21 protein-coding genes, 1 tRNA gene and 4 pseudogenes are annotated in these 24,093 nt (G+C 70.5%); 11 read left to right on the top strand and 15 right to left on the bottom strand.

Annotation, left to right across the window (positions count from 1 at the left end; genetic code table 11):
• Nucleotides 1–405 precede the first annotated feature (405 nt).
• From QQY66_RS21535 to QQY66_RS21515, 5 genes are all read right to left on the bottom strand, one after another.
• On the bottom strand, nucleotides 406–1,419 hold the full coding sequence (locus QQY66_RS21535) for a WD40 repeat domain-containing protein (RefSeq protein WP_301981981.1): 1,014 nt from the start codon (nucleotides 1,417–1,419) through the stop codon (nucleotides 406–408).
• Nucleotides 1,403–2,383: a Ku protein gene (locus tag QQY66_RS21530; RefSeq protein ID WP_301981980.1), complete on the bottom strand. Its 981-nt coding sequence runs from the start codon at nucleotides 2,381–2,383 to the stop codon at nucleotides 1,403–1,405. The genes QQY66_RS21535 and QQY66_RS21530 overlap by 17 nt, the downstream gene beginning before the upstream one ends.
• Nucleotides 2,384–2,804: 421 nt before the next feature.
• The gene (locus tag QQY66_RS21525) at nucleotides 2,805–3,506 is read right to left on the bottom strand and encodes a DUF2637 domain-containing protein (protein WP_301987442.1); all 702 of its coding nucleotides are present in this window, start codon (nucleotides 3,504–3,506) and stop codon (nucleotides 2,805–2,807) included.
• A gap of 176 nt (nucleotides 3,507–3,682) precedes the next feature.
• Nucleotides 3,683–3,759 (bottom strand) — tRNA-Thr (locus tag QQY66_RS21520).
• A 90-nt stretch (nucleotides 3,760–3,849) separates the two neighbouring features.
• Entirely contained in the window at nucleotides 3,850–4,503 is a 654-nt protein-coding gene (locus QQY66_RS21515) for a peroxiredoxin-like family protein (RefSeq protein ID WP_301981979.1), read from the bottom strand.
• Nucleotides 4,504–4,611: 108 nt separating this feature from the next.
• Here QQY66_RS21515 and QQY66_RS21510 point away from each other — a divergent pair, with 108 nt between their 5' ends.
• Nucleotides 4,612–5,205: a TetR/AcrR family transcriptional regulator gene (locus tag QQY66_RS21510; protein WP_301981977.1), complete on the top strand. Its 594-nt coding sequence runs from the start codon at nucleotides 4,612–4,614 to the stop codon at nucleotides 5,203–5,205.
• 158 nt (nucleotides 5,206–5,363) lie between these two features.
• Here the strand turns inward: QQY66_RS21510 and QQY66_RS21505 are convergent.
• Nucleotides 5,364–5,529 (bottom strand): annotated as a pseudogene (locus tag QQY66_RS21505) (GNAT family N-acetyltransferase); the annotation flags it as partial.
• An 18-nt stretch (nucleotides 5,530–5,547) separates the two neighbouring features.
• Complete coding sequence (locus tag QQY66_RS21500) at nucleotides 5,548–6,435, bottom strand: aminoglycoside phosphotransferase family protein (protein ID WP_301981976.1); 888 nt, start codon at nucleotides 6,433–6,435, stop codon at nucleotides 5,548–5,550.
• A gap of 54 nt (nucleotides 6,436–6,489) precedes the next feature.
• On the opposite strand from QQY66_RS21500, the pseudogene QQY66_RS21495 reads away from it, so the two are divergent.
• Nucleotides 6,490–7,892, top strand: a pseudogene (locus QQY66_RS21495) (NAD(P)/FAD-dependent oxidoreductase).
• A gap of 381 nt (nucleotides 7,893–8,273) precedes the next feature.
• Here QQY66_RS21495 and QQY66_RS21490 read toward each other — a convergent pair.
• The 3 genes and pseudogenes from QQY66_RS21490 to QQY66_RS21480 form a co-directional block, all read right to left on the bottom strand.
• A pseudogene (locus QQY66_RS21490) lies at nucleotides 8,274–9,444 on the bottom strand (MFS transporter); the annotation flags it as partial.
• A 150-nt stretch (nucleotides 9,445–9,594) separates the two neighbouring features.
• Nucleotides 9,595–10,575 (bottom strand): zinc-binding dehydrogenase, encoded by a 981-nt coding sequence (locus QQY66_RS21485; RefSeq protein WP_301981975.1) that lies wholly within the window; start codon nucleotides 10,573–10,575, stop codon nucleotides 9,595–9,597.
• A 68-nt stretch (nucleotides 10,576–10,643) separates the two neighbouring features.
• On the bottom strand, nucleotides 10,644–11,807 hold the full coding sequence (locus tag QQY66_RS21480) for an FAD-dependent oxidoreductase (protein WP_301981974.1): 1,164 nt from the start codon (nucleotides 11,805–11,807) through the stop codon (nucleotides 10,644–10,646).
• 242 nt (nucleotides 11,808–12,049) lie between these two features.
• Between QQY66_RS21480 and QQY66_RS21475 the strand changes: the two genes are divergently transcribed.
• Nucleotides 12,050–12,697 carry a pentapeptide repeat-containing protein gene (locus QQY66_RS21475; RefSeq protein WP_301987441.1) on the top strand — a complete coding sequence of 216 codons (648 nt, stop codon included), beginning with the start codon at nucleotides 12,050–12,052 and terminating at the stop codon, nucleotides 12,695–12,697.
• Between the two features lie 4 nt (nucleotides 12,698–12,701).
• Nucleotides 12,702–13,508 carry a helix-turn-helix domain-containing protein gene (locus QQY66_RS21470; RefSeq protein WP_301981973.1) on the top strand — a complete coding sequence of 269 codons (807 nt, stop codon included), beginning with the start codon at nucleotides 12,702–12,704 and terminating at the stop codon, nucleotides 13,506–13,508.
• Here the strand turns inward: QQY66_RS21470 and QQY66_RS21465 are convergent.
• The 3 genes from QQY66_RS21465 to QQY66_RS21455 all read right to left on the bottom strand — a co-directional run bounded on the left by QQY66_RS21465 (nucleotide 13,487) and on the right by QQY66_RS21455 (nucleotide 16,569).
• Nucleotides 13,487–13,909: a hypothetical protein gene (locus QQY66_RS21465; protein ID WP_301981972.1), complete on the bottom strand. Its 423-nt coding sequence runs from the start codon at nucleotides 13,907–13,909 to the stop codon at nucleotides 13,487–13,489. The genes QQY66_RS21470 and QQY66_RS21465 overlap by 22 nt on opposite strands.
• Nucleotides 13,910–14,077: 168 nt before the next feature.
• A complete protein-coding gene (locus QQY66_RS21460; RefSeq protein ID WP_301981971.1) occupies nucleotides 14,078–15,109 on the bottom strand; it encodes a Ku protein in 1,032 nt (343 codons plus the stop codon).
• Between the two features lie 50 nt (nucleotides 15,110–15,159).
• The gene (locus QQY66_RS21455; protein WP_301981970.1) at nucleotides 15,160–16,569 is read right to left on the bottom strand and encodes a M1 family metallopeptidase; all 1,410 of its coding nucleotides are present in this window, start codon (nucleotides 16,567–16,569) and stop codon (nucleotides 15,160–15,162) included.
• A gap of 38 nt (nucleotides 16,570–16,607) precedes the next feature.
• On the opposite strand from QQY66_RS21455, the gene QQY66_RS21450 reads away from it, so the two are divergent.
• The 3 genes and pseudogenes from QQY66_RS21450 to QQY66_RS21440 form a co-directional block, all read left to right on the top strand.
• Complete coding sequence (locus tag QQY66_RS21450) at nucleotides 16,608–17,108, top strand: hypothetical protein (protein ID WP_301981969.1); 501 nt, start codon at nucleotides 16,608–16,610, stop codon at nucleotides 17,106–17,108.
• 99 nt (nucleotides 17,109–17,207) lie between these two features.
• Nucleotides 17,208–17,945 carry a hypothetical protein gene (locus QQY66_RS21445; protein WP_301981968.1) on the top strand — a complete coding sequence of 246 codons (738 nt, stop codon included), beginning with the start codon at nucleotides 17,208–17,210 and terminating at the stop codon, nucleotides 17,943–17,945.
• Nucleotides 17,923–18,102 (top strand): annotated as a pseudogene (locus QQY66_RS21440) (hypothetical protein); the annotation flags it as partial. The gene QQY66_RS21445 and the pseudogene QQY66_RS21440, both read left to right, overlap by 23 nt.
• Before the next feature lie 72 nt (nucleotides 18,103–18,174).
• Here the strand turns inward: QQY66_RS21440 and QQY66_RS21435 are convergent.
• The gene (locus tag QQY66_RS21435; protein WP_301981967.1) at nucleotides 18,175–18,750 is read right to left on the bottom strand and encodes a TerD family protein; all 576 of its coding nucleotides are present in this window, start codon (nucleotides 18,748–18,750) and stop codon (nucleotides 18,175–18,177) included.
• A 171-nt stretch (nucleotides 18,751–18,921) separates the two neighbouring features.
• Here QQY66_RS21435 and arfB point away from each other — a divergent pair, with 171 nt between their 5' ends.
• Nucleotides 18,922–19,350, top strand: coding sequence for an alternative ribosome rescue aminoacyl-tRNA hydrolase ArfB (gene arfB / locus QQY66_RS21430; protein WP_301981966.1), 429 nt, complete (start codon nucleotides 18,922–18,924; stop codon nucleotides 19,348–19,350).
• A gap of 180 nt (nucleotides 19,351–19,530) precedes the next feature.
• Nucleotides 19,531–20,406 (top strand): sigma-70 family RNA polymerase sigma factor, encoded by an 876-nt coding sequence (locus QQY66_RS21425; RefSeq protein ID WP_301987440.1) that lies wholly within the window; start codon nucleotides 19,531–19,533, stop codon nucleotides 20,404–20,406.
• A 14-nt stretch (nucleotides 20,407–20,420) separates the two neighbouring features.
• Here the strand turns inward: QQY66_RS21425 and QQY66_RS21420 are convergent, their stop codons facing one another.
• Nucleotides 20,421–21,002: a flavin reductase family protein gene (locus QQY66_RS21420; protein ID WP_301987439.1), complete on the bottom strand. Its 582-nt coding sequence runs from the start codon at nucleotides 21,000–21,002 to the stop codon at nucleotides 20,421–20,423.
• A gap of 335 nt (nucleotides 21,003–21,337) precedes the next feature.
• Here QQY66_RS21420 and cdgB point away from each other — a divergent pair, with 335 nt between their 5' ends.
• Together cdgB and QQY66_RS21410 are read left to right on the top strand one after the other, a co-directional pair.
• Nucleotides 21,338–22,996, top strand: a complete 1,659-nt coding sequence (gene cdgB / locus QQY66_RS21415; protein ID WP_301981965.1) for a diguanylate cyclase CdgB — start codon at nucleotides 21,338–21,340, stop codon at nucleotides 22,994–22,996.
• A 119-nt stretch (nucleotides 22,997–23,115) separates the two neighbouring features.
• The gene (locus QQY66_RS21410; RefSeq protein ID WP_301981964.1) at nucleotides 23,116–24,090 is read left to right on the top strand and encodes a carbohydrate-binding protein; all 975 of its coding nucleotides are present in this window, start codon (nucleotides 23,116–23,118) and stop codon (nucleotides 24,088–24,090) included.
• Nucleotides 24,091–24,093: the final 3 nt, after the last annotated feature.

The following is a 24,093-nucleotide window of genomic DNA, read 5'->3' as shown; positions in this document are numbered from 1 at the left end:
CACCCGCTGCCGCCCAATACCTTGCGCAGTTGGAGGTCACCTGTGACAGCAACGGTTGATCCAATGCCCAGATGGAGCGGGACTGGCTGATCTTGATGGACCGGGATCCGGAGGTGGTCGAGATCGCGTCGCAGCCGTTCTGGCTGTACTAGGCGAGGGGAAACGTGTGCGCCGTCACGCTCCGGACTACTTCAGACGGCTCGCGGATGGCCAGGGCCGCGTGGTCGATGTCCGCGCCGTCGACCGGATGGACGAGGCGACCGCGGAGTTGTTCGCCGGGACAGCCTGGCCTGGTGGGCGGCGGGCTGGGAGGTCTCCCACGGCGGTGTCCCCGCCCCGGTGTTCCTGGCGCGCAGGCGCCGGTGCGAAGTCGCCGACCGTTTGCCGGACAGGTCCTCGGCGCGATCAGGACAGGTCGACGCGCCACAGGCGGGCTGGCGCATCTGCCTCGCGTGCGGTCGCCAGCAGCAGCGCCCCATCGGGCAGCGCGACCATGTCCATGGCGCCGGTGTACCCGCCGCCGTGGACGAGCGTGGCGTGCAGGATGCCAGTGTCGGCGTCCCAGATCCGGGTCTGCTCGCCACGGGTGGCAGCGATGATCAGCCGCCCGTCCGGCGCCACGGCCACGGCCACGTCCCCCTTGCTGCCCTCGGCCGCGGACAGGGTGCGCATCACCTGGCCGGTGCGGCCGTCCCAGAGGCGCACGGCCGCCCCGACGATGGCGGCGACGCGCAACGACCCGTCCGGCAGGGTCGCTACCGCGACCTGCGACTCGGCCGAGCCGAGGCCGTCGCGTTCGACGACCAGGGCGTGTGTCTTCGTGCCCGTCGTGGCGTTCCAGATGTGCACGGTGGTCGCCTCGCTGTCGTCAGTGGCTGCGGTGAGGTGCACCTCGCCGGCGGGCGAGAGGGCCGTTGCGACGGACCAGACCAGATCCACGCCCGCCGTCCCAGCCGGGAAGACGCGCTCTGCCGCCCCGCTGTTCGCGTCCCAGACCCGCACGGTCGCATCGTCGCTCCCGGTGACCAGCCACGGCTCCCGGCCTGGCGGGCTTGCCCAGGCGACCGAGTTGACCGCGCGGCCGTGCCCGGTCACCGTCCGTAGCGCGGAGCCCGTCTTCGCGCCCCAGATCCGGGCGAGGCCGTCCTTCCCGCCGGTGGCCAGGAGGACAGCCCCGCTCGGAAGCTGCGTCAACGCCACCGACAACACCCACTCGCTGTGCCCGAGCACGCTGCGCACGATGCCGCCGTCGCGGGCGTCCCACACGTGGGCGGCGCCGTCGTCGCCGCCCGAAGCGAGCACCCGCCGCCCGTCAGCCAGCGCGATCACAGCGACGTCGTTGGCCCGCAGCTCCTCGTCCACCCTCTTCCAGGCCACCGGGGTGATGTCCTGCCCCCGCACCTCACCGCGATTCGACACCGCGCCTCACTCTCCTCGGCCACCGGCAGGCCAAGACTAGGGCGCTTCTGACAGCTCGTGAAACCGTCTCCCGGCTGGTACGGGGGGCTTCCGGTGGGGAGAGCCGCGCATCACGAAGCGGCTCACGCCGGGTCAGACCGCTGGCACGGCGGCCGGGGCTCTGTACGCCCACGAGGACTATGGCCGAGGCCGGGCTGACGGGCGTCCGTGCGACCGCTCGGCAGCCCGGACGGCTCTCCTCCAGCGCCGCCATCAGGTCCAGCGCCGGGGAGGCCTCCGCTGGCTCGGCGAGCTCACCGCCGGTGATCTTCGCATCCACTAGCTGCTCAAGGGCGTGGGCGTACTCGTCATGCACCTCGGCGACATCGATGCCGGCGAGTTCCCGGATCAGCACCTCGGCCAGCTCCAGCTCCCGGTCGGTGACCGGAGTGGAGGGTGCGAGGTCTCCGGGATCGCGCAGCTCGTCCTGCCACAGGAGTGTCTGGAGGACGAGAACGCCGTGGCGGGGACGGAGCAGCGCCAGGCGCTCCCGGCCGCAGAGGGCGACCTTGGAGACGGCAACGTAGCCGGTGCGGGCGAGCACCTCGACGAGGAGCGCGTACGGGCGGTCTGCGCCCGGGTCGGGAGCTGCGTAGTACGGCCGCCCGTAACTGATCGGATCGATATCCTCGAAGGGCACGAAACCGAGCACGTCGACCGTCCGCTGCGTGGGCAAAGGCAGACGGGTCAAGTCTTCCTCGGTGAGCGGCACCATACGCCCGTCGCCCAGGGCGAAGCCCCTGCCGACTTGTTCGTACGGGATCTCCCGGTTCTCGGCCTTACAGAAGCGGCGATGCTCGACGCGGCTTCCATCGGCGACATGGATCTCGTGAAGGCTCACGGGATGCTCCTCCGTGGCGGCGTACAGCCTGACCGGCGCGCCGACCAACCCGAACCGGATCATCCCGGACCACGTGGCCTTCATGCATCCAGCGTCATGCCACACCACGTGACGCGCATCCCGGTCACGGCCAGCCCACCGGACTGCCCGCGTCACGAGGAAGTGGCCCCGTGTCCTCCCGCTCGATGCCGTCGGGGCAGTTGTTGTAGCCGGTCGGCCCGCGCTCGGCGGACGCCGATCCGATGGCGTTGTGCTCCGCGCCCCGCCGCCCCTTGGGAGGCCGTCATCAAGTTCTGACTCGCCGTGGGTTGGCATGGGCGACCGATCCCTTCCGATGACTTGGGCGTGGCCGGGGCCAGCGCCGCATGCCCTCACCATCCCCGGGCTGTGCAAAGAGGACCCCGGCGCGATCACCGAGGTCCTCTACGTTGCTCGCATCAGGCATTCAGGGATAAACCCCGAACGCGATGTTCCGCGTTCCATCAACCGCCCGGCCCGTCCTTACTCAGGGTGACGAACCGGTTTGTCGATGCCTCCTCTGGCGCGGCAGGGATGCGGCCTGCTCGCCGCCAGCGCGCGAGGACAGCTCGACCGTAGTTGTTGGTGCCAGCCACTCGGTCCAGCTCCGCGCCTGTCGGCGTTCGGCCGACGGCCCGCTGTTGCTGGAAGTGCTTCCACATGACCTCCTCAGCGTTCTGCCCAGCCTTGGGTGGCGTGACTGAGGAAGAGCGAGAGTCGCTGGTCTCGCTCTCGCGCCCGCTCCGAGAGTCTCGCTGTGGTGCAGCGAGCCCGTCTCGCTTGGCTTCCGGTGCGCTCGGCCATGACTTCGGGACGAGACGGGAGGCCTGTTCTCGCGTCCCGTCTCAGTTCGCTCTCGGTCTCCGGACCGATGCGCGAGAAGTTCCACCGAGAAGAGGAGGGCGACCGGCGGCCACCCCGCGACGAGCACCGGCTTCCAAGCGAGGTCGGGAGCCGCAGCGACATTTGCCGCAAGCGACACTCCGATGCCGAGCAGAAACGCCATCCACACCACGGAGCGTGCCCGACGGCCGGCATGCTCGGCGGGCTTCAGAAGGCCGACCGTCGCCAAGAGCAGAAGCCCATCGACCGACAGGGGCCACAATGCGGCGCTCGTCGCGTCCGTCCCGCCCTGAAGGGCAAAGTCCCTCTGGTGAACATAGGAGGCGTACGCGGCCACCGACGCCACGACCAAGGCACAGCCACGCCGCACCCACGTCTCAAGGTCAGCCGCGCGAGAACCGTCCTTGCGGGGCTCCTCGGCGGCCCTCACCGAGGCTCACCGCCCTTGCGGCCCCGCCGCGGGACCTCGACCGTAGCCGAAACTACGAGCTCACGGGCCTCGCGGCGGGTTACCCATGCTGTTGGAGCCCCCTGTCGGACTCGAACCGACGACCTGATCATTACAAGTGACCCGCTCTGGCCATCTGAGCTAAGGAGGCAGCGCGTACAGTGGTGCCGCACGCGAAGGCGGCACCACTGTACACAGAGCGCGTTTCTCCGAGCCACGAGGTTCCTGACGCGTAGCCGCTTCAGGACGCTGCGTAACGGGAAAGCGCCCCCAGGATGTCCTGCGGCTCCGCCCGCTTCTCGTAATCCGTGTTCACGAACGCCCAGCGGATCGTGCCGGCCCGGTCGATGACGTACGTCGCGGGGAGCGGGAGGGTGCGGGCGTGGCCCGCGTTCACGCGCTGGAGGTCGAAGCCGAAGCTGTCGTAGAGGGTGGCGAGGTCGTCGGGGAGGTCGAAGGCGAGGCCGTACTGCTTGGCGACGTCGGAGCCGAGGTCGCTGAGGACGTGGAAGGCGAGGCCGTGCTTCTCGGTGAGGGAGAGGGACTCGTCGGGGATCTGCGGGGAGACGGCGACCAGCTGGGCGCCGTGTGCGGTGATGTCGGAGTGGATGTGCTGGAGGGCTCGCAGGGCGAGGTTGCAGTACGGGCACCAGGCGCCGCGGTAGAAGGTCAGGACCACCGGGCCGTCGGCAAGGAGGTCGGTCAGGGCGACCGTCCCGCCCGTTGCGGTGGGGAGGCGGAAGGCGGGGGCTCGGTCGCCCGCGGTCAGGGCGCGGTCCGCCTGGCCGGATTCGGCCAGTTCGCGGCTCCTGCGGTCCATGATCTCCAGGGCTTCGGCGGGGATACGCGTGTGGCGGTTGTCGAAGAGGGCGCGGAGTTCGGCGTCGAGCGTCATCGGGTTCCTTCCGGATGAGGGGTCTCGTACGGCATCTTGGAACGTCCGTTTCAAGATAGTCCCTGACGGCGTATCTTGGAACCGTCAGTTCAAGATGGCGGAGGAACCATGCCGGACATCAAGCACTTCGACCCGGACACGGCCCTGGAGACGGTGGTCCGGCTGTTCTGGCGGCAGGGCGTGGCCTCGACCGGTATCCAGGACGTCGTGGCGGCGACCGGGCTCAACCGCTCCAGCCTGTACGCCACTTTCGGCGGCAAGCAGGATCTCTACCGGGCCGCGCTGCGCCGGTACGTCGACACCCACTCCCGGCCGGCGTTCCGCCACCTCGCCGAGGACGGGCGAGGGCTGGCGGCCGTGTCCGACTTCTTCGACGGGCTGATCCAGGTCCGTTGTTCGGGCGAGTACGCGCGCTGGGGCTGCATGGTCGCCAATGCGCACGCCGGTGCCGAGAACGGCGACCCGGAAGTCCTCGACCTCCTCGAACGGCACCACCGGCAGCTGCGGGACGCGATGCACTCCGCCCTCGGCCAGGCCCGCGCCCGCGGCGAACTCGGCCCCGGCACGGACCTCGACGCCGCGGCCGATCTGCTGGCGCTGCTGGCGTACGGGGTCAATCTGCGCTCGCGGGCCGGGGCGGATGCACGGGAGCTGAGGCGTACGGTCGGGGTGGGGATCGCCGCGATCGGAGGGCTCGGCTGAGCGCTCCGCGGGAAGCGCGGTTTGCGGATTGCGGCTGCGGGCCGGTGGGGGCTGGTCGCGCAGTTCCCCGCGCCCCTTACGGGGCGCTGTACCGCACCGGACTTCACCAGTCCCGCTCAGGCGGTGCCCAGCCTCGTCAGGGCCTCGTCCGTCAGCCGGACGGACCACTCCAGGCGGCCTAGCCGCGGGTCACGTACAGGCGGGCCAGTTCGGTGAGTATGGCCTTGCCGTGGCCGGCGCCGCGGGCAGTGGGGCGGACGTAGAGGTCCCGCCGACCGGTTCGCCGGTCGTGTCGTCGGCGGCGATGTGGGCGTGGGCGGCGGGGCGAATCATGGGGCGAGGTTAGCCAGGGTGGTTCCTCAGGCGTCTGGCGATTTCCAACTGCCGTGCCTCCAGCGGGCGTTCGTCCTCGATGTCCCAGAGGGTGTTCTGGAGCAGCCTGCCCAGCGTCCAGGCACGCGCGCGTGCCCGGTCCAGGCCGAGGACGTCCGTCATCGCGTCGAAGCGCCAGACGATCTCGTCGGCGTCGAAGCGGTTGTCGAGGGCGGGCCACAGTTCGAATCCGGGGTCGCCGGACAGTGGTTTGGGGTCGATGGCGAGCCAGGGTGCGCGGTCGGAGGCGAGGACGTTCTCGTCGTGCAGGTCCCAGTGGAGGAGGCGGTCGCCGGGTTCGTTCACGACCTCGCGTACGGCGGACGCGCAGTCGGCGACCAGGTGGCGGGCCTCCGGGTCGGGGATCCGCTGGAGCGCCCAGGGGGTCTGGTCCAGCATGGCCTGGGCGATGTCGCCGAGCCGGCGCATGCCGTGCGGTGCCGGGACGGACGTCAGGTGGGCCAGCAGACGGGCGATGATCAGCACGGCCTCGCGGGTGTCGCCGAGGTGCGACAGCATGCGGGTCTCGTCGAGGCGTTCGAGGAGCATCGTGCCGGTGGCCGGATCGTGGTCGAGGAGCCGTACCGCCCCTTCGCCGTCCCATATGCGCAGCGCGACCGGTTCGCCCTCGCTCTCCTCGTCGAGGAGTTGCAGTTTCAGGACGGCTGCCGTGCCGTCCGCGCGGACGACGGGCACGACCAGGGCGGCGACTCCGTGCATCGGCCGTCCGTCGACCGTCAGTTGCCAGCGGTTCAGGAAGCCGGCCGTCAGGTCCGGGAGTCCGGCGATGAAGGCGCGGCCCGCTTCCCCGTTGTACATCTGCTGTGATGCGGCGAGCTCCTGCGGAATGTCGATCACCTTGTGACCGTACTGGCGTGGGGGAATCGGCTCACGCGAATTAATGTCCTCGCCATGAGCAGCTCGGCAAGCGGTGCCACAAACGGCGGTGTCTCCTTCTGGTACGCGGACGACGGGCTCCCGGCGGTGCGGGAGCCGCTCGTCGGTGACGCGTCGGCGGATGTCGTGATCGTCGGCGGCGGTTATACGGGACTGTGGACGGCGTACTACTTGAAGAAGGCGGCGCCGTTCCTCCGTATCACCGTCCTGGAGCAGAAGTTCTGCGGGTACGGGGCCTCGGGGCGGAACGGCGGGTGGCTGTACAACGGCATCGCGGGGCGCGACCGGTACGCGAAGCTGCACGGCCACGAGGCCGCCGTACGACTGCAGCGGGCCATGAACGACACCGTGAGCGAGGTCGTCGAGGTCGCCGCGGCGGAAGGGATCGACGCGGACATCCACCGCGGCGGGGTCCTCGAAGTCGCCCTCGGGCCAGCCCAGTTGGCGCGGCTGAAGGCATTCCACGAGCGCGAGTCGTCGTACGGCGAGAAGGACCGCGAGCTGTACGGTGCCCGCGAGACCGCCGAGCGGATCCGGGTGATGGATGCCGTCGGGTCGAGCTGGACGCCCCATGGGGCGCGGGTGCATCCGGTCAAGCTGGTGAAGGGGCTGGCGGCGGCGGTCGAGTCGCTCGGGGTGAGTGTGTACGAGCGGACGCCGGTGACGGAGATCCGGCCGAAGCACGCGGTGACGCCGTACGGGACCGTCCGGGCGCCGTATGTGCTGCGCTGCACCGAGGGGTTCACGGCCGGACTCAAGGGCCAGAAGCGGACCTGGCTGCCGATGAATTCGTCGATGATCGCGACCGCGCCGCTCACCGACCAGCAGTGGGAGTCGGTCGGCTGGGACGGGCGCGAGACGCTGGGCGACATGGCGCACGCCTACATGTACGCGCAGCGCACCGCCGACGGGCGGATCGTGCTGGGCGGGCGTGGAGTGCCGTACCGGTTCGGATCGCGGACCGACAACGACGGGCGGACGCAGGAGGCGACCATCGAGGCGCTGCGGGAGGTCCTCGTGCGGTTCTTCCCGTCGCTCGCCGGAGTGCGGATCGAGCATGCCTGGTCGGGGGTGCTGGGCGTGCCGCGCGACTGGTGCGCCGGCGTCACGCTGGACCGGTCGACGGGGATCGGCTGGGCGGGCGGTTACGTCGGCTCGGGCGTCGCCACCGCGAATCTCGCCGCGCGGACCCTGCGGGATCTGGTGCAGCAGGACTCCGGGCAGGGCGGGCGGACCGAGCTCACCGATCTGCCGTGGGTCGGGCACAGGGTGCGCAAGTGGGAGCCGGAGCCGCTGCGTTGGCTGGGGGTGCAGGGCATGTACGCCACGTATCGGGCGCGGATCGGCGGGAGGCGGCGATGCGGAGTGGGGAGACGTCGCGGCTGGCGCGGTTCGCTGACCGGATTGCCGGGCGGTGAGGGCCCCGAAGGGGCGCGGGGCTGTATCGATATGCGGCTCCGCCGCGCGGGCGCGACCAGCCACGATGGTGCCGCAGACGACCGACGACGCATCCCGGCACCTCCAGCGGAGCGCGTGGGGGCGGGGGCGGGGTGGGTCGCGCAGCCCGGCGCTGACGGGGCGCCGCCTGCGCCCACCCGTGCCGCCCCAGGCGGCACGCATGCCCGCAGCTTGGCGGAGCCGTCCTGCCGCCTGTCGGGTGGGCGCCGCCTCTGCGGCACGAATGCCCGCAGGCTGCGCGGCTTCGGCTGCCCGCGGGCGCGCGGCTTCGGCTGCACGCAGCTGGCGGTGAGCGGGGCGGGGAGGGGCTCCGTGGTTCGTTGGGGTCCCTCCCCGCGTCCTCAGGCCACCGATTCCGGTACCGGCGCCTGCGTCGTGGCGCCGTGTTTCGGGGCCTTCGCCGTCACCATCAAGGCCGCGACCAGGCCTGCCAGCAGCATGATGCCGGCGGCCCACCAGATGGCGACTGTGTAGCCGTGGACGACGCCCTCCCGTACCACCAGGTCCCGCTGGGAGGGGTCGGTGAGGTGGGCGGTGACATAGGCCGCGCTGCTCGTCGTCGCGATCGTGTTCAGCAGCGCCGTACCGATCGAACCGCCCACCTGCTGCGAGGTGTTGACGGTCGCCGAGGTGACGCCGGAGTCCTGCGGGGCGATGCCCGCCGTCGCCGTGGCGAACACCGGCATGAAGGTCAGGCCCATGCCGAGGCCCATCAGGAGCAGTGCGGGCAGGATCTCGGTGGTGTACGAGGAATCCACCGTCATCTGCGTGAGGATCACCATGCCGCCCGCCGCCAGCACCATGCCGGGGGCCATCAGCATGCGTGGCGGTACGTGGTCCAGCAGCCGGGCCGAGATCTGAGTGGAGCCGACGATGATCGCAGCGGTCAGCGGCAGGAAGGCGAGGCCGGTCCTGACGGGCGAGTAGCCGAGGACGGCTTGGAGGTAGTAAGTCATGAACAGGAACAGGCCGAACATGCCGATGACGGCGAGCGCCATGGTCAGGAAGCAGCCCGCGCGGTCGCGGTCCTTGATGATGTGCAGCGGCAGCAGCGGCACGGGCGCCCGGTTCTGCCACCACACGAAGGCGGCCAGGAGTACGACACCTGCCGCGAACAGGCCCAGCACCAGACCGTCCGTCCAGCCCCGCGGCTCGGCCTCGCTGAAGCCGTAGACGATCGCGACCAGGCCGCCGCAGCCCAGCAGCACACCGGGCACGTCGAGGCGGGCGCCCGCGTGGCCGGGCCGGTCGTGCAGCAGGGCGAGCGCGCCGAAGACGGCGGCGACGGCGATGGGCACGTTGACGTAAAGACACCAGCGCCAGTCCAGGTACTCGGTGAGCAGCCCGCCGACGATGAAGCCGATCGCCGAACCGCTGCCCGCGAGAGCGCCGTAGATCCCGAAGGCCTTCGCCCGCTCCTTCGGGTCGGTGAAGGTGGTGGTGAGCAGGGAGAGCGCGGACGGGGCGAGTACGGCGGCGAAGACGCCCTGCAACGCACGAGCGCCGAATGAGCGAGGGCGATGACCACCAGGCCCCACCAGCGGCGGGGGTCGGCGCCCGTGGGTTCACCTGTCCGGGTGACACTCACCGGGCCAGAAGACCATGAATCGGATCGTATTGCATCTTTAGGATCTTCAGGATCTTAGTGGCCGGTCTTCCTGTTCATGGCTCCAGTACGACCTTTCCGGTGGTTCCGCGGTTCTCCAGCGCGCGGTGCGCGGCGGCGGCCTCGGCGAGCGAGAAGCGCTGTACGGCCGGGATGAGGCGGCCTTCGGCGGCCTCGGCGAGGGCGCGCAGTTCGAGGGTGCGTACGGGGTTGGGGCCGCCCGCCTTCTGCATCATCACGGGCCCGAGGACCTGCTCGGTCACGCCTTCGACGACGTACGGGCTGCCGTCGTGGAGTCCCTCGCCGGACCAGCCGAAGACGATGTGCTGCCCGCCGGGCCCGAGCAGATCGACGGCCGCGCGGGCGACGTCGCCGCCGACCCCGTCGAAGACGACGGTGGCTCCCCGTCCGCCCAGGAAGGCGCGGACCTTGTCCGGCCAGGCGGGGTCCTGGTAGTCGACGGCGAGATCGGCGCCGTTCGCCTGCACGCGCGCGACCTTCTCCGGGCCGCCCGCGAGGCCGATCACGGTGGCGCCGGCGTTCCGGGCGTACTGCACGAGCAGGGTGCCGATGCCGCCGGCCGCCGCCGGGACCACGGCCACCGAGTCGGGGCCCAGCTCGGTGAACTGCAGGATCCCCATCGTCGTACGGCCCGTGCCGATCATGGCGACGGCCTGCGCGAAGTCCAGGCGCTCGGGGATCTCGTGGACGCGGTCGACGTCGGTGACGGCCAGTTCGGCGTAACCGCCGGGCGCGAAGCCGAGGTGGGCGACCACGCGCTTGCCGAGCCACAGCCGGGCGACACCCTCACCGAGGGACTCGACGACACCGGCGACCTCGCGGCCGGGAATGGTGGGGAGGGCCGGGGGTCCGGGCAGGGGGCCCTGCATGCCCTCGCGCAGGGCGGTGTCGAGGAGGTGGACTCCGGCCGCTTCCACGGCGATACGGACCTGACCCGGGCCCGGCCGCGGGTCCGCGACCTCTTCGTGGGTGAGGTTCTCGGCCGGGCCGAAGGTGTGCAGGCGGATGGCGTGCATGGCGCGCTCCTCGTGTGATCGCTCGGTACGGCGATTCGATCGCTCGGTATGGCGCCCACTCTTCAACCTCAAGCTTGCTTGAGGTCAAGGGTGTTGTGGCGGCCGAGGGCCAGCGACACCGCGGTGAGCGCGCTGTTGAAGGAGACCTTGGACAGCACGCCCGGCGCGGCGACCTGGTCGCCCGCGAGATAGACGCCGGCACCGCGGTAGACGGCCGGCCGGTCGCGCCAGCTGGTGCCGGGCAGGTCGACGGCGCCCGTACGGCCGTTCGCCACGGCCTCCCGGCGCCAGGTGACGCGCTCGCGCCAGCCCTCGAAGGCCATGTCGAGCAGCCGCTCGGCACGGGCGATGCCGTCGGCCCGGGACTCGTGCGGGGCGATCGGGATCTGCCCCTGGATGAGCTGCTCACCGGCCGGTGCAAGCGAACGGTCCTGCGCGGTGAACCGCTCCAGCCAGCCGGGGGAGTCGAGGTCGGAGACGGCGAAGGCATCCCCGCGCCGGGTACGCACCGCGAGGTCGATGAGGGCCGTACGCCCGCTCGTCCACGTCAGGGAGTCGTCCTTGAGCAGGTGGCGAGCGGCGTCGAGGGAGGTGGCGACGACGACGGGCGTGTCGGTCGGCAGGGTGTCGACGCGGGACAGGGTCTCCATCCGGACACCGAGGTTCCAGGCGCGGGCGGCCATCCGGTCGATGAGCGTGGCCCAGCCGCCGCGCGGATAGTGCGCCTCCGGAGGCAGCTTCGTGGCACGCCGCAGCCGCTCCTGCACGAAGGCCGCGGACAGGCTGCCGGGGTCGTGATGGAAGAGCGCGACGGCGGAGTAGTGCGCGGCGGCGCGGGCCCCCTCCTCACCCGCCTCCCGCTCGGCCCACGTCATGAAGTCGACGTCGACGGGCGCCTGTTGGGCGCTGCGGCGGAGCAGCTTGAGCATCGCGAAGGGTGGCGTGCGGCGCAGCACGCCGTGGTGCTTCAGCCGCAGCCGGGCCGCCTCCAGGGGCGGGATCGGGGCGAGCGGCCCGATCAGGTCGCGCTGCCGGAGCCAGGCCCAGTGCGGGCCGCCGCTGTAGAGGGCGTGCGGGCCTTCGTTCGTCCGGTACGGCCCCTCCGCGGTCCGCGCCCGCCCGCCGAGGGTGTGATGCGCTTCGTACATGGTGACCTTGGCGCCCGCCTCCGCGGCGGTGATGGCCGCGGTGAGTCCGGCGAAGCCGCCGCCGATGACGGTGATGCGGTGCATGGCTGGGGGTCTCCCTCTGGTTGGGTCGCCTTTTGCGTGCGGGTGTGCGGGTGCTGCGTGCCTTTCTGGGAGTACGACGGTCGGAGGGGCACGGAATGTGACATGGCACGCTGCTGGGGTGGGGTTTTAGCAGGTCAGGGGGATTGTCGGTGGTGGGGTGCAGTATGGGGGCGGTACGGGCGGTACGGGCGGTGTGGTGCGGGAGTGACGGGAGGCAGGGCGTGGCGAAGAAGGCTGAGGCCGTGAAGGGGGCGCGGCGGCCGGAGGTGCGGTTGCCGGCGCTGGAGCCGTTCGGGGACGGGGAGTTGGAGCCGGACGGGGATTACGACGGGCTGGAGTTCCGGGAGTCCGACCTCGCCGGGCAGGACGGCGGGGGCGCCCGTTTCATGGACTGCGCGCTGACGGGCTGCGCGCTGGACGAGACACGGCTGCACCACGCCCGCTTCCTCGACTCGGTCCTCACCGCCCCGCGCGGCGTCGGCACGAACCTCGCGGAGGCGACCCTGCGCGATGTCGAAGTACTGGACGCCCGGCTCGGCGGAACCCAACTGCACGGCGCCGTCCTGGAACGCGTCGTCATCCGCGGCGGCAAGATCGACTACCTGAACCTGCGCGCCGCCCGCGTCAGAGACGTCGTCTTCGAGAACTGCGTCCTGGTCGAACCGGACTTCGGCGGCGCCCGCCTGGAACGCGTGGAGTTCCCCGGCTGCGTCCTCAAGGAAGCCGACTTCACCTCGGTGACGCTGATGGACGTCGACCTGAGGGAAGCGGCGGAACTGGGCATCGCACGGGGGATCGGCCGGCTGTCGGGGGCGGTGATCAGCTCGGGGCAACTGCTGGATCTGGCAGGGGTGTTGGCGGGGGAGTTGGGAATCCGGGTGGAGGGGTGACGGAATGGGGACGATCTCGTCCGATCCCCCGGACTTCCCCCGCGTCCTCCGCGACCGCCGGGCCCGTCGGCACCTGAGCCAGCTGGATCTGGCGCTGCGTGCGGGCACCACGCAGCGGCATGTCAGCTTCATCGAGTCCGGCAGATCCGTGCCGGGCCGGGCCATGGTGGTGCGGCTCGCCGAGTCGCTGGAACTGCCGCTGCGGGAGCGCAACGAGCTGCTGCTGGCCGCCGGGTACGCGCCCGTCTATCCCGAGCGTGGCCTCGACGCCCCCGAGCTGGAGCCCGTCCGCGCGGCGATCGACCACATCCTGCGTGGGCACCTGCCCTATCCGGCGCTGGTCGTCGACCGGCGAGGTGATCTGGTCGCCGCGAACAGCGCCTTCGATGTGATCACCGAGGGGGCGGACCCGGAGCTGGTCGGTCCGGGCCGGAACATGTACCGCCTCGCGCTCCATCCGGACGGGGTCGCGCCCCGCATCCGCAACCTCGCCGAATGGGCCCGCCACATCCTCGTACGACTGGACCACCTGCCGGAGCTGCGCGACGAACTCGCCGGGTATGTCCCCGAACTGGAGCCGTCCGACGGGCAGCTCGGTTTCGCGGTCCCGCTCCGGCTGTCGTCGCCGTACGGAGAGCTGCACCTGATGACGACGGTGACGACCTTCGCCACCGCGGTCGACGTGACGCTCTCGGAGCTGAAGCTGGAGGCGTTCCTGCCGGCGGACGCCGCAACGGCACAGGCGCTTGCGGTGGCCGCCGGGCGAACGGACGCGCCGACGGGTTCGGATCAGGCGTCCGGGAACTGGTAGTCGGTCTGGATCCGGCCGCCGGCATCGAGGACGAGGATGTCGATACCGCCGCCCAGCACGTCACCGGTGGCGACGGACACCGCGTCCCAGCCGAACTTGACCACGCCGTGCAGACGCACGGCGTCACCGCGCGACCGGAAGGTGAAACCCTCCTTCTCGACGAACCGTTCATAGCTGCGCGCCACGCGGATCTCGATGGCGTCGTGTCCCTGGGCCTCCAGCGCCGTGTGGTCGAAGCCGAGCGCCGCCGCCGTCTCCCTCATCTCCTCGGGCGGCTGAAGGACGTGGGTGCCGTCCTCGGCCCAGAGCCGCTCGATGGCCGTGCGGCGGACCGAGGCATCGGGCTCCGTCCACTGGGCGACGTAACGCTGGGCGAGGTCCTGTGCGTCGATGTCGATCACGGGGTGGCTCCTTGGTGTCGGGTTCACCGCAGGCTGGGGCGCTGCGCTCCGCACCACATCCTTCGACCGGGGGAAGGGGCGGACAATTCCCTTCGGGGAATGAGGCGGCAGGACGTCAGTTGGCGTCCACGGTGTTGCGCAAGGAGCTGTAGGGCCGGTCCGCTCGGCTCAGGCCGTCCGCTTGCGGGGCGTCGTCTTCTTGGCCTGCGTCTTCTTCGCCGTACTCTTCGCGGCCGTCGACTTCTTCGTGCCCTGCGCCGACTTGGCCGTCGTCTTCTTCGCGGATGCTGTCTTCTTCGCGGCCGTCTTCTTGGCCGCCGTCGACTTCTTGCCGGCCGGCTGCTTGGGAGCGGCGCGGGCGGTCTTGCGGGCCGGGAGGCGTTTGACCTCGGCGGGTTCCTCTTCCGCCGCTTCGCCGCGGGACTCCTTCGCCTCCCGGACGCTCTTCTCCAGGGCGGCCATCAGGTCCAGGACCTTGCCGCCCTTCGCGGGCTCGGGGGCCTCGGGCGGCGCCTCGCCGGCGGCCTTCGCGGCGATGACCTCCTCGACGGCCTCGCGGTATTCGTCGTGCAGATCCTCCAGCTCGACCTCGCCGAGGGTGTCCATCAGGGCGTCCGCGAGGTCCAGCTCCTTGTCGCGGACCGTGACTCCGGTGTCCGGGGCGACGCCCTCGGGGGCGCGGACCTCGTCCGGCCACAGCAGCCCGTGCATGGCGATCGCGTCGCCGACCACCCGCAGCATGCCCAGCCGCTCCCGCCCGCGCAGGGCGAATTTCGCGATGGCGACCTTGTTGCTCCGTTTGAGTGCCTCGCGCAGCAGCGTGTACGGCTTGGCGGCCGGGGCGCCGCTCGCCGCGAGGTAGTACGCGGCGTCCATCTGGAGCGGGTCGATCCGGTCGTTCGGCACGAACGCCACGATCTCGATCGTCTTGGCGGTGGGGAGCGGAAGGTGGGACAGGTCCTCATCGGTGATCGGGATGAGCGAGCCGTCCGCGTCCTCGTACGCCTTGCCGATCTCCCCCTGCGTGACCTCGCGGTCCTCCAGTTCGCAGACCTTGCGGTAGCGGATACGGCCGCCGTCCTCCGTATGGATCTGGCGGAAGGAGATCGAGTGGCTCTCGGTGGCGTTCACCAGCTTGATCGGGATGCTGACCAGGCCGAACGAGATGGCGCCGTTCCAAATGGATCGCACGTGCAGCACCCCTCCGCACCTTTTTGTCACTGTTTACTGGAGATTCACATCGTATGACGTCAGGGCTGGTCCGGCCTGCCCTCGCCGTACAGCCACTCCTCCCAGACCGGCGTGAAGTCCTGATCCGGGGCCTGCCGCTCGACGTATGCCGTGAAGTCGTCGGTGTCCGCGTTGCCGTGGCGGTGGGTGGCGGCCCAGCCCTGGATGATCTCGTAGAACGTGTCGTCGCCGACCGTCTCCCGGATCTTGTGGAGGACCATCGCGCCGCGTACGTAGACAGGGGGGTCGGAGATGTGCGCGGCGTCGGTCGGCTTGCCGGGCGGGAAGGCCCAGATCGCCTCGTTGTCCTCGGGGTCGTCGTAGTAGTCGCCGGCGTAGAGCTGGTCGAAGATCTCCTGGGCGGATTCGCCGTCGTGGTCCTCCTGCCACAGCCACTCCGCGTAGGTCGCGAAGCCCTCGTTGAGCCACATGTCCCGCCAGGTCTTCGGGGAGACGGAGTCGCCGTACCACTGGTGGGCGAGTTCGTGGACGAGGAGTTCCGTGTCGGGGGCGCCGGGGAAGACGGGCCGGTTCTGGGTCTCCAGGGCGTAGTCGGTGTCGTCCTCACGCTCGATGATCGCCCCGGTGGAGGAGAAGGGGTACGGGCCGAAGTTGTCCTCGGCCCACTCCATGATCTCGGGGAGCCGCCCCAGCACCTCCCGGCTCGCCTTGGTCTGGCGGGGGTCCACGGCCGTGTACGCCGGCAGGTCGTCCGCGACGGTGGTGCGGCTGATGTCGTAGCGGCCGACGGCGAGCGTGGCGGCGTGGCTCGGCATGGGCTCGGCGGAGTGCCAGGTGAAGGTCGTACGGCCGTCCCTGGTCGTCTCGTTGGTCAGCTCCCCGTTGGAGACGGCGTGCAGCCCTTTCGGCACGGTCACTTCGATGTCGTACGCCGCCTTGTCGGACGGGTGGTGATTGCCGGGAAACCAGGCCATGGAGCCCGTCGGTTCGCCGAGGGCCAGGGCACCGTCCTCGGTGGGCAGCCAGCCCTCCTCCGAGCCGTCCGGGTCGGTGATCGTCTCGGGGGTGCCGGAGTAGCGGACGGTGATGCGGAAGGTGTCTTGGTCGTCCAGGTCGTGGGGCGGGCGGACGGTCAGTTCCTGGCCGGTGCGGTTCCAGCGGGCGCGCTCGGTGTCCACGGTGACGGATTCGACGTCCAGGCCCTCGAAATCGAGGTTGAGGGCGGAGAGGTCCTGGGTGGCCGTCGCCGTGATCTCGGCGGTGCCGGTGAGGTGCTCCGTCTCGGGGACGTAGTCGAGGGTCAGGCCGTAGTGCGTGACGTCGTAGCCGTCGTTGCCCGCCTTCGGGAAGTACGGGTCGCCGAGGCCCGAGCCGCCGGGGGTGCCGACGACTCCGCCGCCGCACGCGGTCGACGCGAGGGTGAGCAGGGCAAGTGCGCAGGCCGGGACAACGGGTGCGGATCGGGACACGTCCGTGATCCTAGGCGGGCCGTGACACCATCGCGTACGTGCTCGACATCGGCTACGCCCTTTCCACCCGTTTCCCCGATCCGCCCCAGACCGACTACCGGCGCGCGGACGTCCGGGCGCTGCGGCACGATCTGTTCTGCGGGGACGTCTATCTCGCCGACACCAAGGCGGACCGGGAGTTGTCCACAGCCTGGGGATGGGTGCCGGTGCTGGACTTCGCGTGGGCGCTGTGCGACATCGTCGAGCGGATCGACCGGGATCCGGCCGGCTCCCGGGCCTCCCGCCCCCAGCGGGCGGAACTCGACTTCACCGAGTCCACCGACCGGCTGTTCTTCGAGCGCCGCTTCGGGTGGGTGGACATCGAGGCCGACTGGATGCCGGCGGAGGAGCCACCGCTGAGCTTCTCCCACGCCGAGCTGCGGCGCGAGGCACGGGACTTCCTCCAGGATCTGATCGCCGACCTGTGTGATCTGCACGACGACCTGGCGGAGAATCCGGCGATCTGGACCTTGCAGGCGAAGTTCCCGCGGGTGGGGTGAGCTGCGGCGGTGATTGCCGGAACACGGAAAGGAAAAGTGCACTGGGTTGCTCACTGAGCCCGTTGCCTTCCGCCTTCCGGCCATAGAAGCTTTGGCCTCGTGACAACAACGCGTACGGACACGATCAACGGGACGGGCATGGGCGGGGCGCTGGTCGCCGCCTCGCTGATCCCGGCGTTGTTCTGCTACCTCGCCTTCGCCGTCTGGCTGCCCTCCGACGTCGGGCGCCACCGGGACTACGTGGCGGCCGAGCAGTGCCCTGACCGGGCGGCGACGCAGCGGGCGGAGGACTGTCTGCGTACGGTCTCCTTCACCGTGAAAGACGCGGAGGTCGACAGCCGCGGAAAGGGTGTCTCCTACAACGCGACCCTGTACGCCGCTCCCTTCTGGAACCACGTCGTGGCCTTCGGTGATCCAGGGCCGGTGCTGGAGCGGCTTCGGCCGGGCGAACGGATCACCGGTACCGTCTGGCGCGGCGACATCATGACGATCACCAAGGGAGACGCCCGGCAGAACACCGCCGACGCGCCCCGCGACGAGGCCCAGATGACAGCCGCCATCGGCACGTTCGCAGGCCTCCTGGCGGCCGTGGCGCTCGGATTCGGTGCGGTACGGCTGGCCCGGCCCCGCGACCACGAACCCTTCACCTGGCGCCCGTTCGGCAAGTGGCTGCTCATCACCCTGGGCGTCCTCTGCACCGGCGCGGGCTTCCTCAGCCTGTGGCTGGGCCTGCCCTGGTGGCTCGTGCCCACCGTCGTGGTCCCGGTCATGTCCTACATGGCCTGGCAGCTCTACCGCCACTGCCGGCAGCGCCTCTCAGTCGCTCCTGCGCCGTGAGTAGCGCACCTCGGTGGCGACGGCCGAGCTGCTCGGTCAGCAGGCGACGGTGTTCCCCAGTCACCACGGCGGCTTCCTCGGTGGCGAGTTCGGCTATGCCGGGCAGCCCGAGGCCTTCGCGCGCAAGCTGCGCGAGGTCCTCGACGAGGTCAGCTGAGGGCTGCCGCACGCGCCTACGACGGAGCCCCCGGCCTCGAAAGGCCGGGGGCTTGGTGAGCCGACGTGTCCGTCAGACGTTCACGCCGAAGTCCTGGGCGATGCCGACCAGGCCCGAGGCGTAGCCCTGGCCGACTGCGCGGAACTTCCACTCCGCGCCGTTGCGGTAGAGCTCGCCGAAGACCATGGCCGTCTCGGTGGCCGCGTCCTCCGAGAGGTCGTAGCGGGCGATCTCGGCGCCGCCGGCCTCGTTGAGGATGCGGATGTAGGCGTTGCGCACCTGGCCGAAGTTCTGCGTGCGGTTCTCGGCGTCGTAGATGGACACCGGGAAGACGATCTTTTCGACGTCGGCCGGGAGGCCGGCCAGGTTGACCTTGATCGCCTCGTCGTCGCCCTCGCCCTCGCCCGTGCGGTTGTCGCCGGTGTGGACGATGGTGTTGTCCGGCGTCTGCTTGTTGTTGAAGAAGATGAAGTGGGCGTTGGAGTACACCTTGCCCTGCGGGTTGACCGCGATCGCCGAGGCGTCGAGGTCGAAGTCCGTGCCGGTGGTGGTGCGGACGTCCCAGCCGAGGCCCACGGTGACGGCGGTCAGGCCCGGAGCCTCCTTGGTGAGCGAGACGTTGCCACCCTTGGACAGGCTTACAGCCATTGTTGGGAGTCCCTTCCCTCGTTTACGTACGGCAAGAACGCTACAGCTACCCCTATGAACGCCGGGAGCGAACGCGAGGTTCCAGGTGGCTTTACTTTCTTTACCCGGGATGGCCGGGACGCTCTGGATATTGGGGTGACGTGGACCGGACAGAGCGGCGACCATGGAGCCATGTCCGGTCCCTATCCCATTCGCGGCTCCGTCTCGCTTCCCGAGGCCGAGCTGATGTGGCGTTTCTCGCGGTCCTCGGGTCCGGGCGGTCAGCACGTCAACACCAGTGACTCGCAGGTGGAGTTGCGCTTCGACCTGGCGAAGACCGAGGCCCTGCCCGAGGTGTGGAAGCGGCGGGCCCTGGAGCGGCTGGCCGCCCGGCTCGTCGACGGGGTCATCACCGTACGGTCCTCCGAGCACCGGTCCCAGTGGCGCAACCGCGAGACCGCCGCCGTACGCCTTGCCGCCCTTCTGGCCGAGGCCACCGCGCCGCCGCCCAAGCCGCGGCGGCCGACGCGCATCCCACGCGGGATCAACGAGCGGCGGCTGCGGGAGAAGAAGGCGCGGTCGGACACGAAGCGGGGGCGGTCGGGGCGGGACTGGTCCTGAGGCGGTCGGCCGCATGGCCGGTCCTGAGCCGTCGGCCGCATGGCCGGTCCTGAGCCGTCGGCCGCATGGCCGGTCCTGAGCCGGTCGGCGTGAGAACACCGGCTCCCCTGTCACGTTTCCCCCACCCCATCCGTCATGTTCGTGTCGACCGACCGCGATCCGTACGAGGGGACCCCGACCATGACCGACGCGCCGCACAGCACCGAGTTCCTCGCCGAGCACTTCGAGTCGCACCGAAGTCACCTCAGTGCCGTCGCCTACCGCATGCTCGGCTCGCGGGCCGAGGCCGAGGACGCGGTGCAGGAGGCGTGGCTGCGGCTGAGCCGGTCGGACACCAGTCAGGTCGGCAATCTCGGGGGCTGGCTCACGACGGTGGTGGGCCGGGTCTGCCTCGACATGCTCCGCACCCGGAAGTCCCGCGCCGAACAGCCCCTCGACTCCGGCGCGCCCGTGCCGACGGACACGGCGCCGGACCCGGAGCAGGACGCGCTGCTCGCGGACTCGGTGGGTGTCGCGCTGCTGGTCGTACTGGAGACGCTGTCGCCCGCCGAGCGGCTGGCGTTCGTGCTGCACGATCTGTTCGCGGTGCCGTTCGACGAGGTCGCCACGATCGTGGGGCGGACGCCGACCGCGGCCCGGCAGCTGGCCAGTCGCGCCCGGCGGCGGGTGCAGGGCGCCGAGGCCCCGGACACCGATCTGGTACGGCAGCGGCGGGTCGTCGACGCCTTCCTGGCCGCCGCGCGGGACGGCGACTTCGACGCGCTGGTGGAGGTCCTGGACCCGGATGTCGTGGCGCGGTCCGAGGCCGGCGTGACCTCGGGCGCCGTGGCGGTCGCTTCTTCGGCGTCCCGTTACTCGCAGGCCGCCCTGGCACAGCCCGCCCTGATCACCCGCCCCGCCCTGATCGGCGGCAACGTCGGCATCGCCGTCCTGGTGGACGGCCGCCCCGTGCGGGCGCTCAGCTTCACGGTCGCACACGACCGGATCATCGCGATCGACATCACGACCGACCCCGCCCGCGCCGCCGACCTCGACATCACGCTCCTGGATGTGTGACTGGATGTGTGACGTCACCCCAACTGCCGGTACCGTCCCCGGAAATACGCGAGCGGGCCGCCGTCCGCGCTCGGTACGGCGGCCGTCAGCACCCGGCCGATCACCAGCGTGTGGTCGCCCGCGGGCACCCGCTGTTCGGTACGGCACTCCAGTGTCGCGAGGGCGCCGCCCACGAGGGGGGCGCCGGTCGCCTCGCCGCGGACGTAGGGGATGTCCTCGAAGAGCAGACGGTCGCTGATGCGGCCCTTCATGGCGAAGCGGCCGGCGATGTGGCGCTGGCTCTCGGAGAGGACCGAGACCGCCCACAGGGGCTGCTCGGCGAGCAGGTCGTCCATACGGGAGCCGTCGCGCAGGCTGACCAGGACCAGGGGCGGGTCGAGGGACACCGACATGAAGGCCGTCGCGGTCATGCCGACGTCCTCGACCTTCGGCGACATGGGGTCGTCCGGGTCGAGCGGGGGTTCCTGTGCGGTCACCAGGACCACGCCCGCGGCCAGCCGGGACATGGCTGCGCGGAACTCGTCGTTGCTCACCCCCTCAGCATGCCCGGCGCGGGGCACGGGGACGGGCGGGGTGGTGGCAGGGGAAGTGTTCAGCACGCGGAAACGCTAGTCTCCGGCCGGTGCGGGCACATCGGGCGTCAGCCCGAGCCGGGTCCTAGGACCGCGGACGGACCGCAAACGACCAGAGACGCAATCTCCACAGAGGTGCGAAATTTGCGGTCGGTAAACGCACAGGAAAATCGCAGAAACACCGCTCAATTGTTCATGTTGCACTGTGACTTGAGTCACAAGAGCTGTTAATTGTTGACCCTGTGTACCGAGTGAGCAGCGCGCTGTGATTCAGTGGCGGGAAGCTGCAAGGGCACCACTGATCAAGAACCGCCGAAGAGAACCCTTGATTCGCTGCGAGGTCTCGGGGGAGGGCGAGCATGGAGACCGAGTCGGAGCCGTACGTCCGTCTTGCGACCCTGCGACAGCTGCACCAGGTCATGGCGGACATGAACACGGCACGCAGCCTTGCGGACACGCTGCAGAGCGTCGCCGACGGCGTCGTGACCGGCCTCGGCTATGAGCTGGCATGCGTCAACCTGGTCCGGCCGGACGGCGATCTCGTCGTCGCCGCGTTCGCCGGCAACCTCGCCGCCGAGGCGCTCATCACCGGCCGTGTCGGCTCCCGCGAGTCCTGGGATCGCCGCCTCAGCATGGGCGAGCAGTGGGGCGACCTGGTCTTCATCCCGCACACCGAGGGCTGGGTCCTCGATGACGACGACGTACCGCAGTGGTACACCGACGGGCCCGCGCCCCGCTTCGAGGACGAGTGGCACCCGTCGGACCGGCTCTTCGCCCCCATGCACACGCCGGGTATTCAGGGCGGCGCGTGCGGCGAGCTGATCGGCGTGCTCTCCGTGGACCGGCCGCGCAACGGCCGCCGGCCCGGCGCCTGGGGCCGCGAGGCCCTGCAGGTGTACGCGTTTCAGGCCGCCATCGCCATCAGCAACGCACGTCTACGCGCGAATATGCAGCGGGCACTGGTCAGGCTCGAACGTGAGCAGCAGGCCCTGCGGGCGAGTGAGGAAAGCTTCCGGCAGGCCTTCGAGTACGCCCCCTCCGGCATGGCCGTAGCCGAGATGGGCGGCGACCAGCACGGCCGGATCCTCAGGACCAACGACGCCCTGTGCCGTCTGCTGGGCCGCCCCGCCTCCGCGATGCGCCGCTACTCCTTCTCCGACCTCGTCCACCCCGAGGACATAGGCACGCTGCTGCGGACCTCGGCGGAGGGCGGCCGGGCGGAACTCAGGCTCGGACGCCGCGACGGGACGTACGTCTGGGTCTCCCTCCGCAACTCCGTCGTCGCCGACGCCGCCGACGGCCCCCGCTTCCTCCTCACCCACGTCGAGGACATCGAGGAACGCAAGCGCCGCGAGCTCCAGCTCGCCCACCGCGCCTCCCACGACTCCCTCACCGGCCTGCCGAACTCCGCCGAACTGCGTGCCCGGCTCGCCTCCCGCCTCTGCCAGCGCCCCACCCACCCCGGCGCCCTCGAACCCGTCGACGCGGCCTACGGCCATCCCGCCTACGACGCCAACGGCCACGGCTTCGACTACCGCCCGGGCGGCGGCATCGATGTCTACGACGCCTACGACCACCACGTGCACACCGTCGCCCCCGAGGGCGAGCACGACGACGGCACCAAGGGACTCGCGGTCCTCTTCTGCGACCTCGACGGCTTCAAGTCGATCAACGACCGGTTCGGGCACAACGCGGGCGACGCGGTGCTCATCGAGGTGGCCAGGCGACTGTCCCGCGGGGTCCGCGACGGCGACACGGTGGCCCGGCTCGGCGGTGACGAGTTCGTGGTCCTCGCCGACGGGCTCGGGCGCGCCGACGCGGCGGACCTCGCGGCCCGGCTGCGCGCCGAGATCATCCAGCCGATCCGGGTCGACGGCCGCGCCATGCGCGTCGGCGCCAGCTTCGGTATCGGGTGGGCACACTGCGGGATGACGGCGGACGAAGTATTGAAGTCCGCTGACGAGCGGATGTACGTCGAGAAACGATCGCGTCCCAAACAGCACAGACGTGCGGGATGACCCCAGGTCAGTGAGTTGATGCGACCGGAGTCACCCGTTTGGGCCTCGCGGAGCGGGTAGGCTCGCCATTCTGACCCTATGCACTGCATCCGCACCGCACCTGTTGAGGAGACCAAGGGATGACGCCCGGCAACAACGGCGCGAGCACGCCCGAGGACGACGACCCGTTCGGCTACCTCTACGCCGACGGTCAGGCCAACGGCGCCCAGCCGCCCTCCGGCGGTTACGGCTACCCCGGCTCCGTCGGCTCCGTCAACAGAGCGCGCTCGGTCGGCCAGCGCCAGTACGGCCAGCAGGCATCGGTCCCCACGGCACCCACCGCGCAGTACGGCCAGACCGTGCCGCAGCAGCAGGGCGCGCACGGCCAGCCGAGCGCCCACTATGCCGCGCCGGAGACGTTTCCCGGCGGCGGGGCTCCTACGTCTCCGCAGCAGCCGGCGTACAGCGATGGCGGCGGTGGGCGGGGACGCGGTCCCAACACCAAGGGGCTGTTGATCGGTGCGGTCGCGGTGGTCGCCGCGGTCGTGATCGGGATCAGCCTGGCGATGATGAACGGCAACGGCGACGACAAGGCCGACGGCGGCGGGGCGTCCAGCACGCCGTCCGCCGAGCAGAGCGCGGAGCCGAGCCAGTCGGCGAGCGGCGACGCCGGCAGTGAGGCGGAACTGCCGACGATCGACGCCAAGGCTTTGCAACTGGGCGGCGGAGCGGCCACGGCCTCGGACGTCAAGGGCGCCCAGGCCGACGGCGGCGTCTACGTCAGTGGCTTCAACACGGTCGGCGCCTCGGTCACGTGGACCGTCAACGGCATCCCGAAGTCCGGCAAGTACACCCTGTACACGGGCTACAGCGTCCCGGGCAAGGACCAGAGCGCCACCCTCACGGTCAACGGCACGCCCTCGACCACGGGCGTCGAACTGAAGAACTGGGCACGTGCTCCAGAGGGCGACTTCGAGAAGGGCTGGACGAAGACCTACAACTACGTCCAGCTCAACAAGGGCACCAACACCATCAAGATCTCCTGCGAGCAGGGCAACCAGTGTGACGCCCTCCTCGACCAGGTGTGGCTGGTGAAGGGCTGGGTCGACTCCTGATCG

The sequence above is a fragment of the Streptomyces sp. DG2A-72 genome, from assembly GCF_030499575.1.
Classification (GTDB): domain Bacteria; phylum Actinomycetota; class Actinomycetes; order Streptomycetales; family Streptomycetaceae; genus Streptomyces.
The sequence above is the reverse complement of the archived record's forward strand: the minus strand, read 5'-3'. Positions and strand labels throughout refer to the sequence as shown.

Bases quoted from the DNA above. Each gene is read 5' to 3' on its own strand.
- QQY66_RS21515 (WP_301981979.1), bottom strand. From the start codon at position 4,503: ATGACGCTCGACGCCGAACTCCGCGCCCTCTTCGACAACCGCCACACG.
- arfB (WP_301981966.1), top strand. From the start codon at position 18,922: ATGTCCGGTCCCTATCCCATTCGCGGCTCCGTCTCGCTTCCCGAGGCC.
- cdgB (WP_301981965.1), top strand. From the start codon at position 21,338: ATGGAGACCGAGTCGGAGCCGTACGTCCGTCTTGCGACCCTGCGACAG.
- QQY66_RS21470 (WP_301981973.1), top strand. From the start codon at position 12,702: ATGGGGACGATCTCGTCCGATCCCCCGGACTTCCCCCGCGTCCTCCGC.
- QQY66_RS21410 (WP_301981964.1), top strand. From the start codon at position 23,116: ATGACGCCCGGCAACAACGGCGCGAGCACGCCCGAGGACGACGACCCG.
- QQY66_RS21530 (WP_301981980.1), bottom strand. From the start codon at position 2,383: ATGAAGGCCACGTGGTCCGGGATGATCCGGTTCGGGTTGGTCGGCGCG.
- QQY66_RS21485 (WP_301981975.1), bottom strand. From the start codon at position 10,575: ATGCACGCCATCCGCCTGCACACCTTCGGCCCGGCCGAGAACCTCACC.
- QQY66_RS21425 (WP_301987440.1), top strand. From the start codon at position 19,531: ATGACCGACGCGCCGCACAGCACCGAGTTCCTCGCCGAGCACTTCGAG.
- QQY66_RS21435 (WP_301981967.1), bottom strand. From the start codon at position 18,750: ATGGCTGTAAGCCTGTCCAAGGGTGGCAACGTCTCGCTCACCAAGGAG.
- QQY66_RS21510 (WP_301981977.1), top strand. From the start codon at position 4,612: ATGCCGGACATCAAGCACTTCGACCCGGACACGGCCCTGGAGACGGTG.
- QQY66_RS21480 (WP_301981974.1), bottom strand. From the start codon at position 11,807: ATGCACCGCATCACCGTCATCGGCGGCGGCTTCGCCGGACTCACCGCG.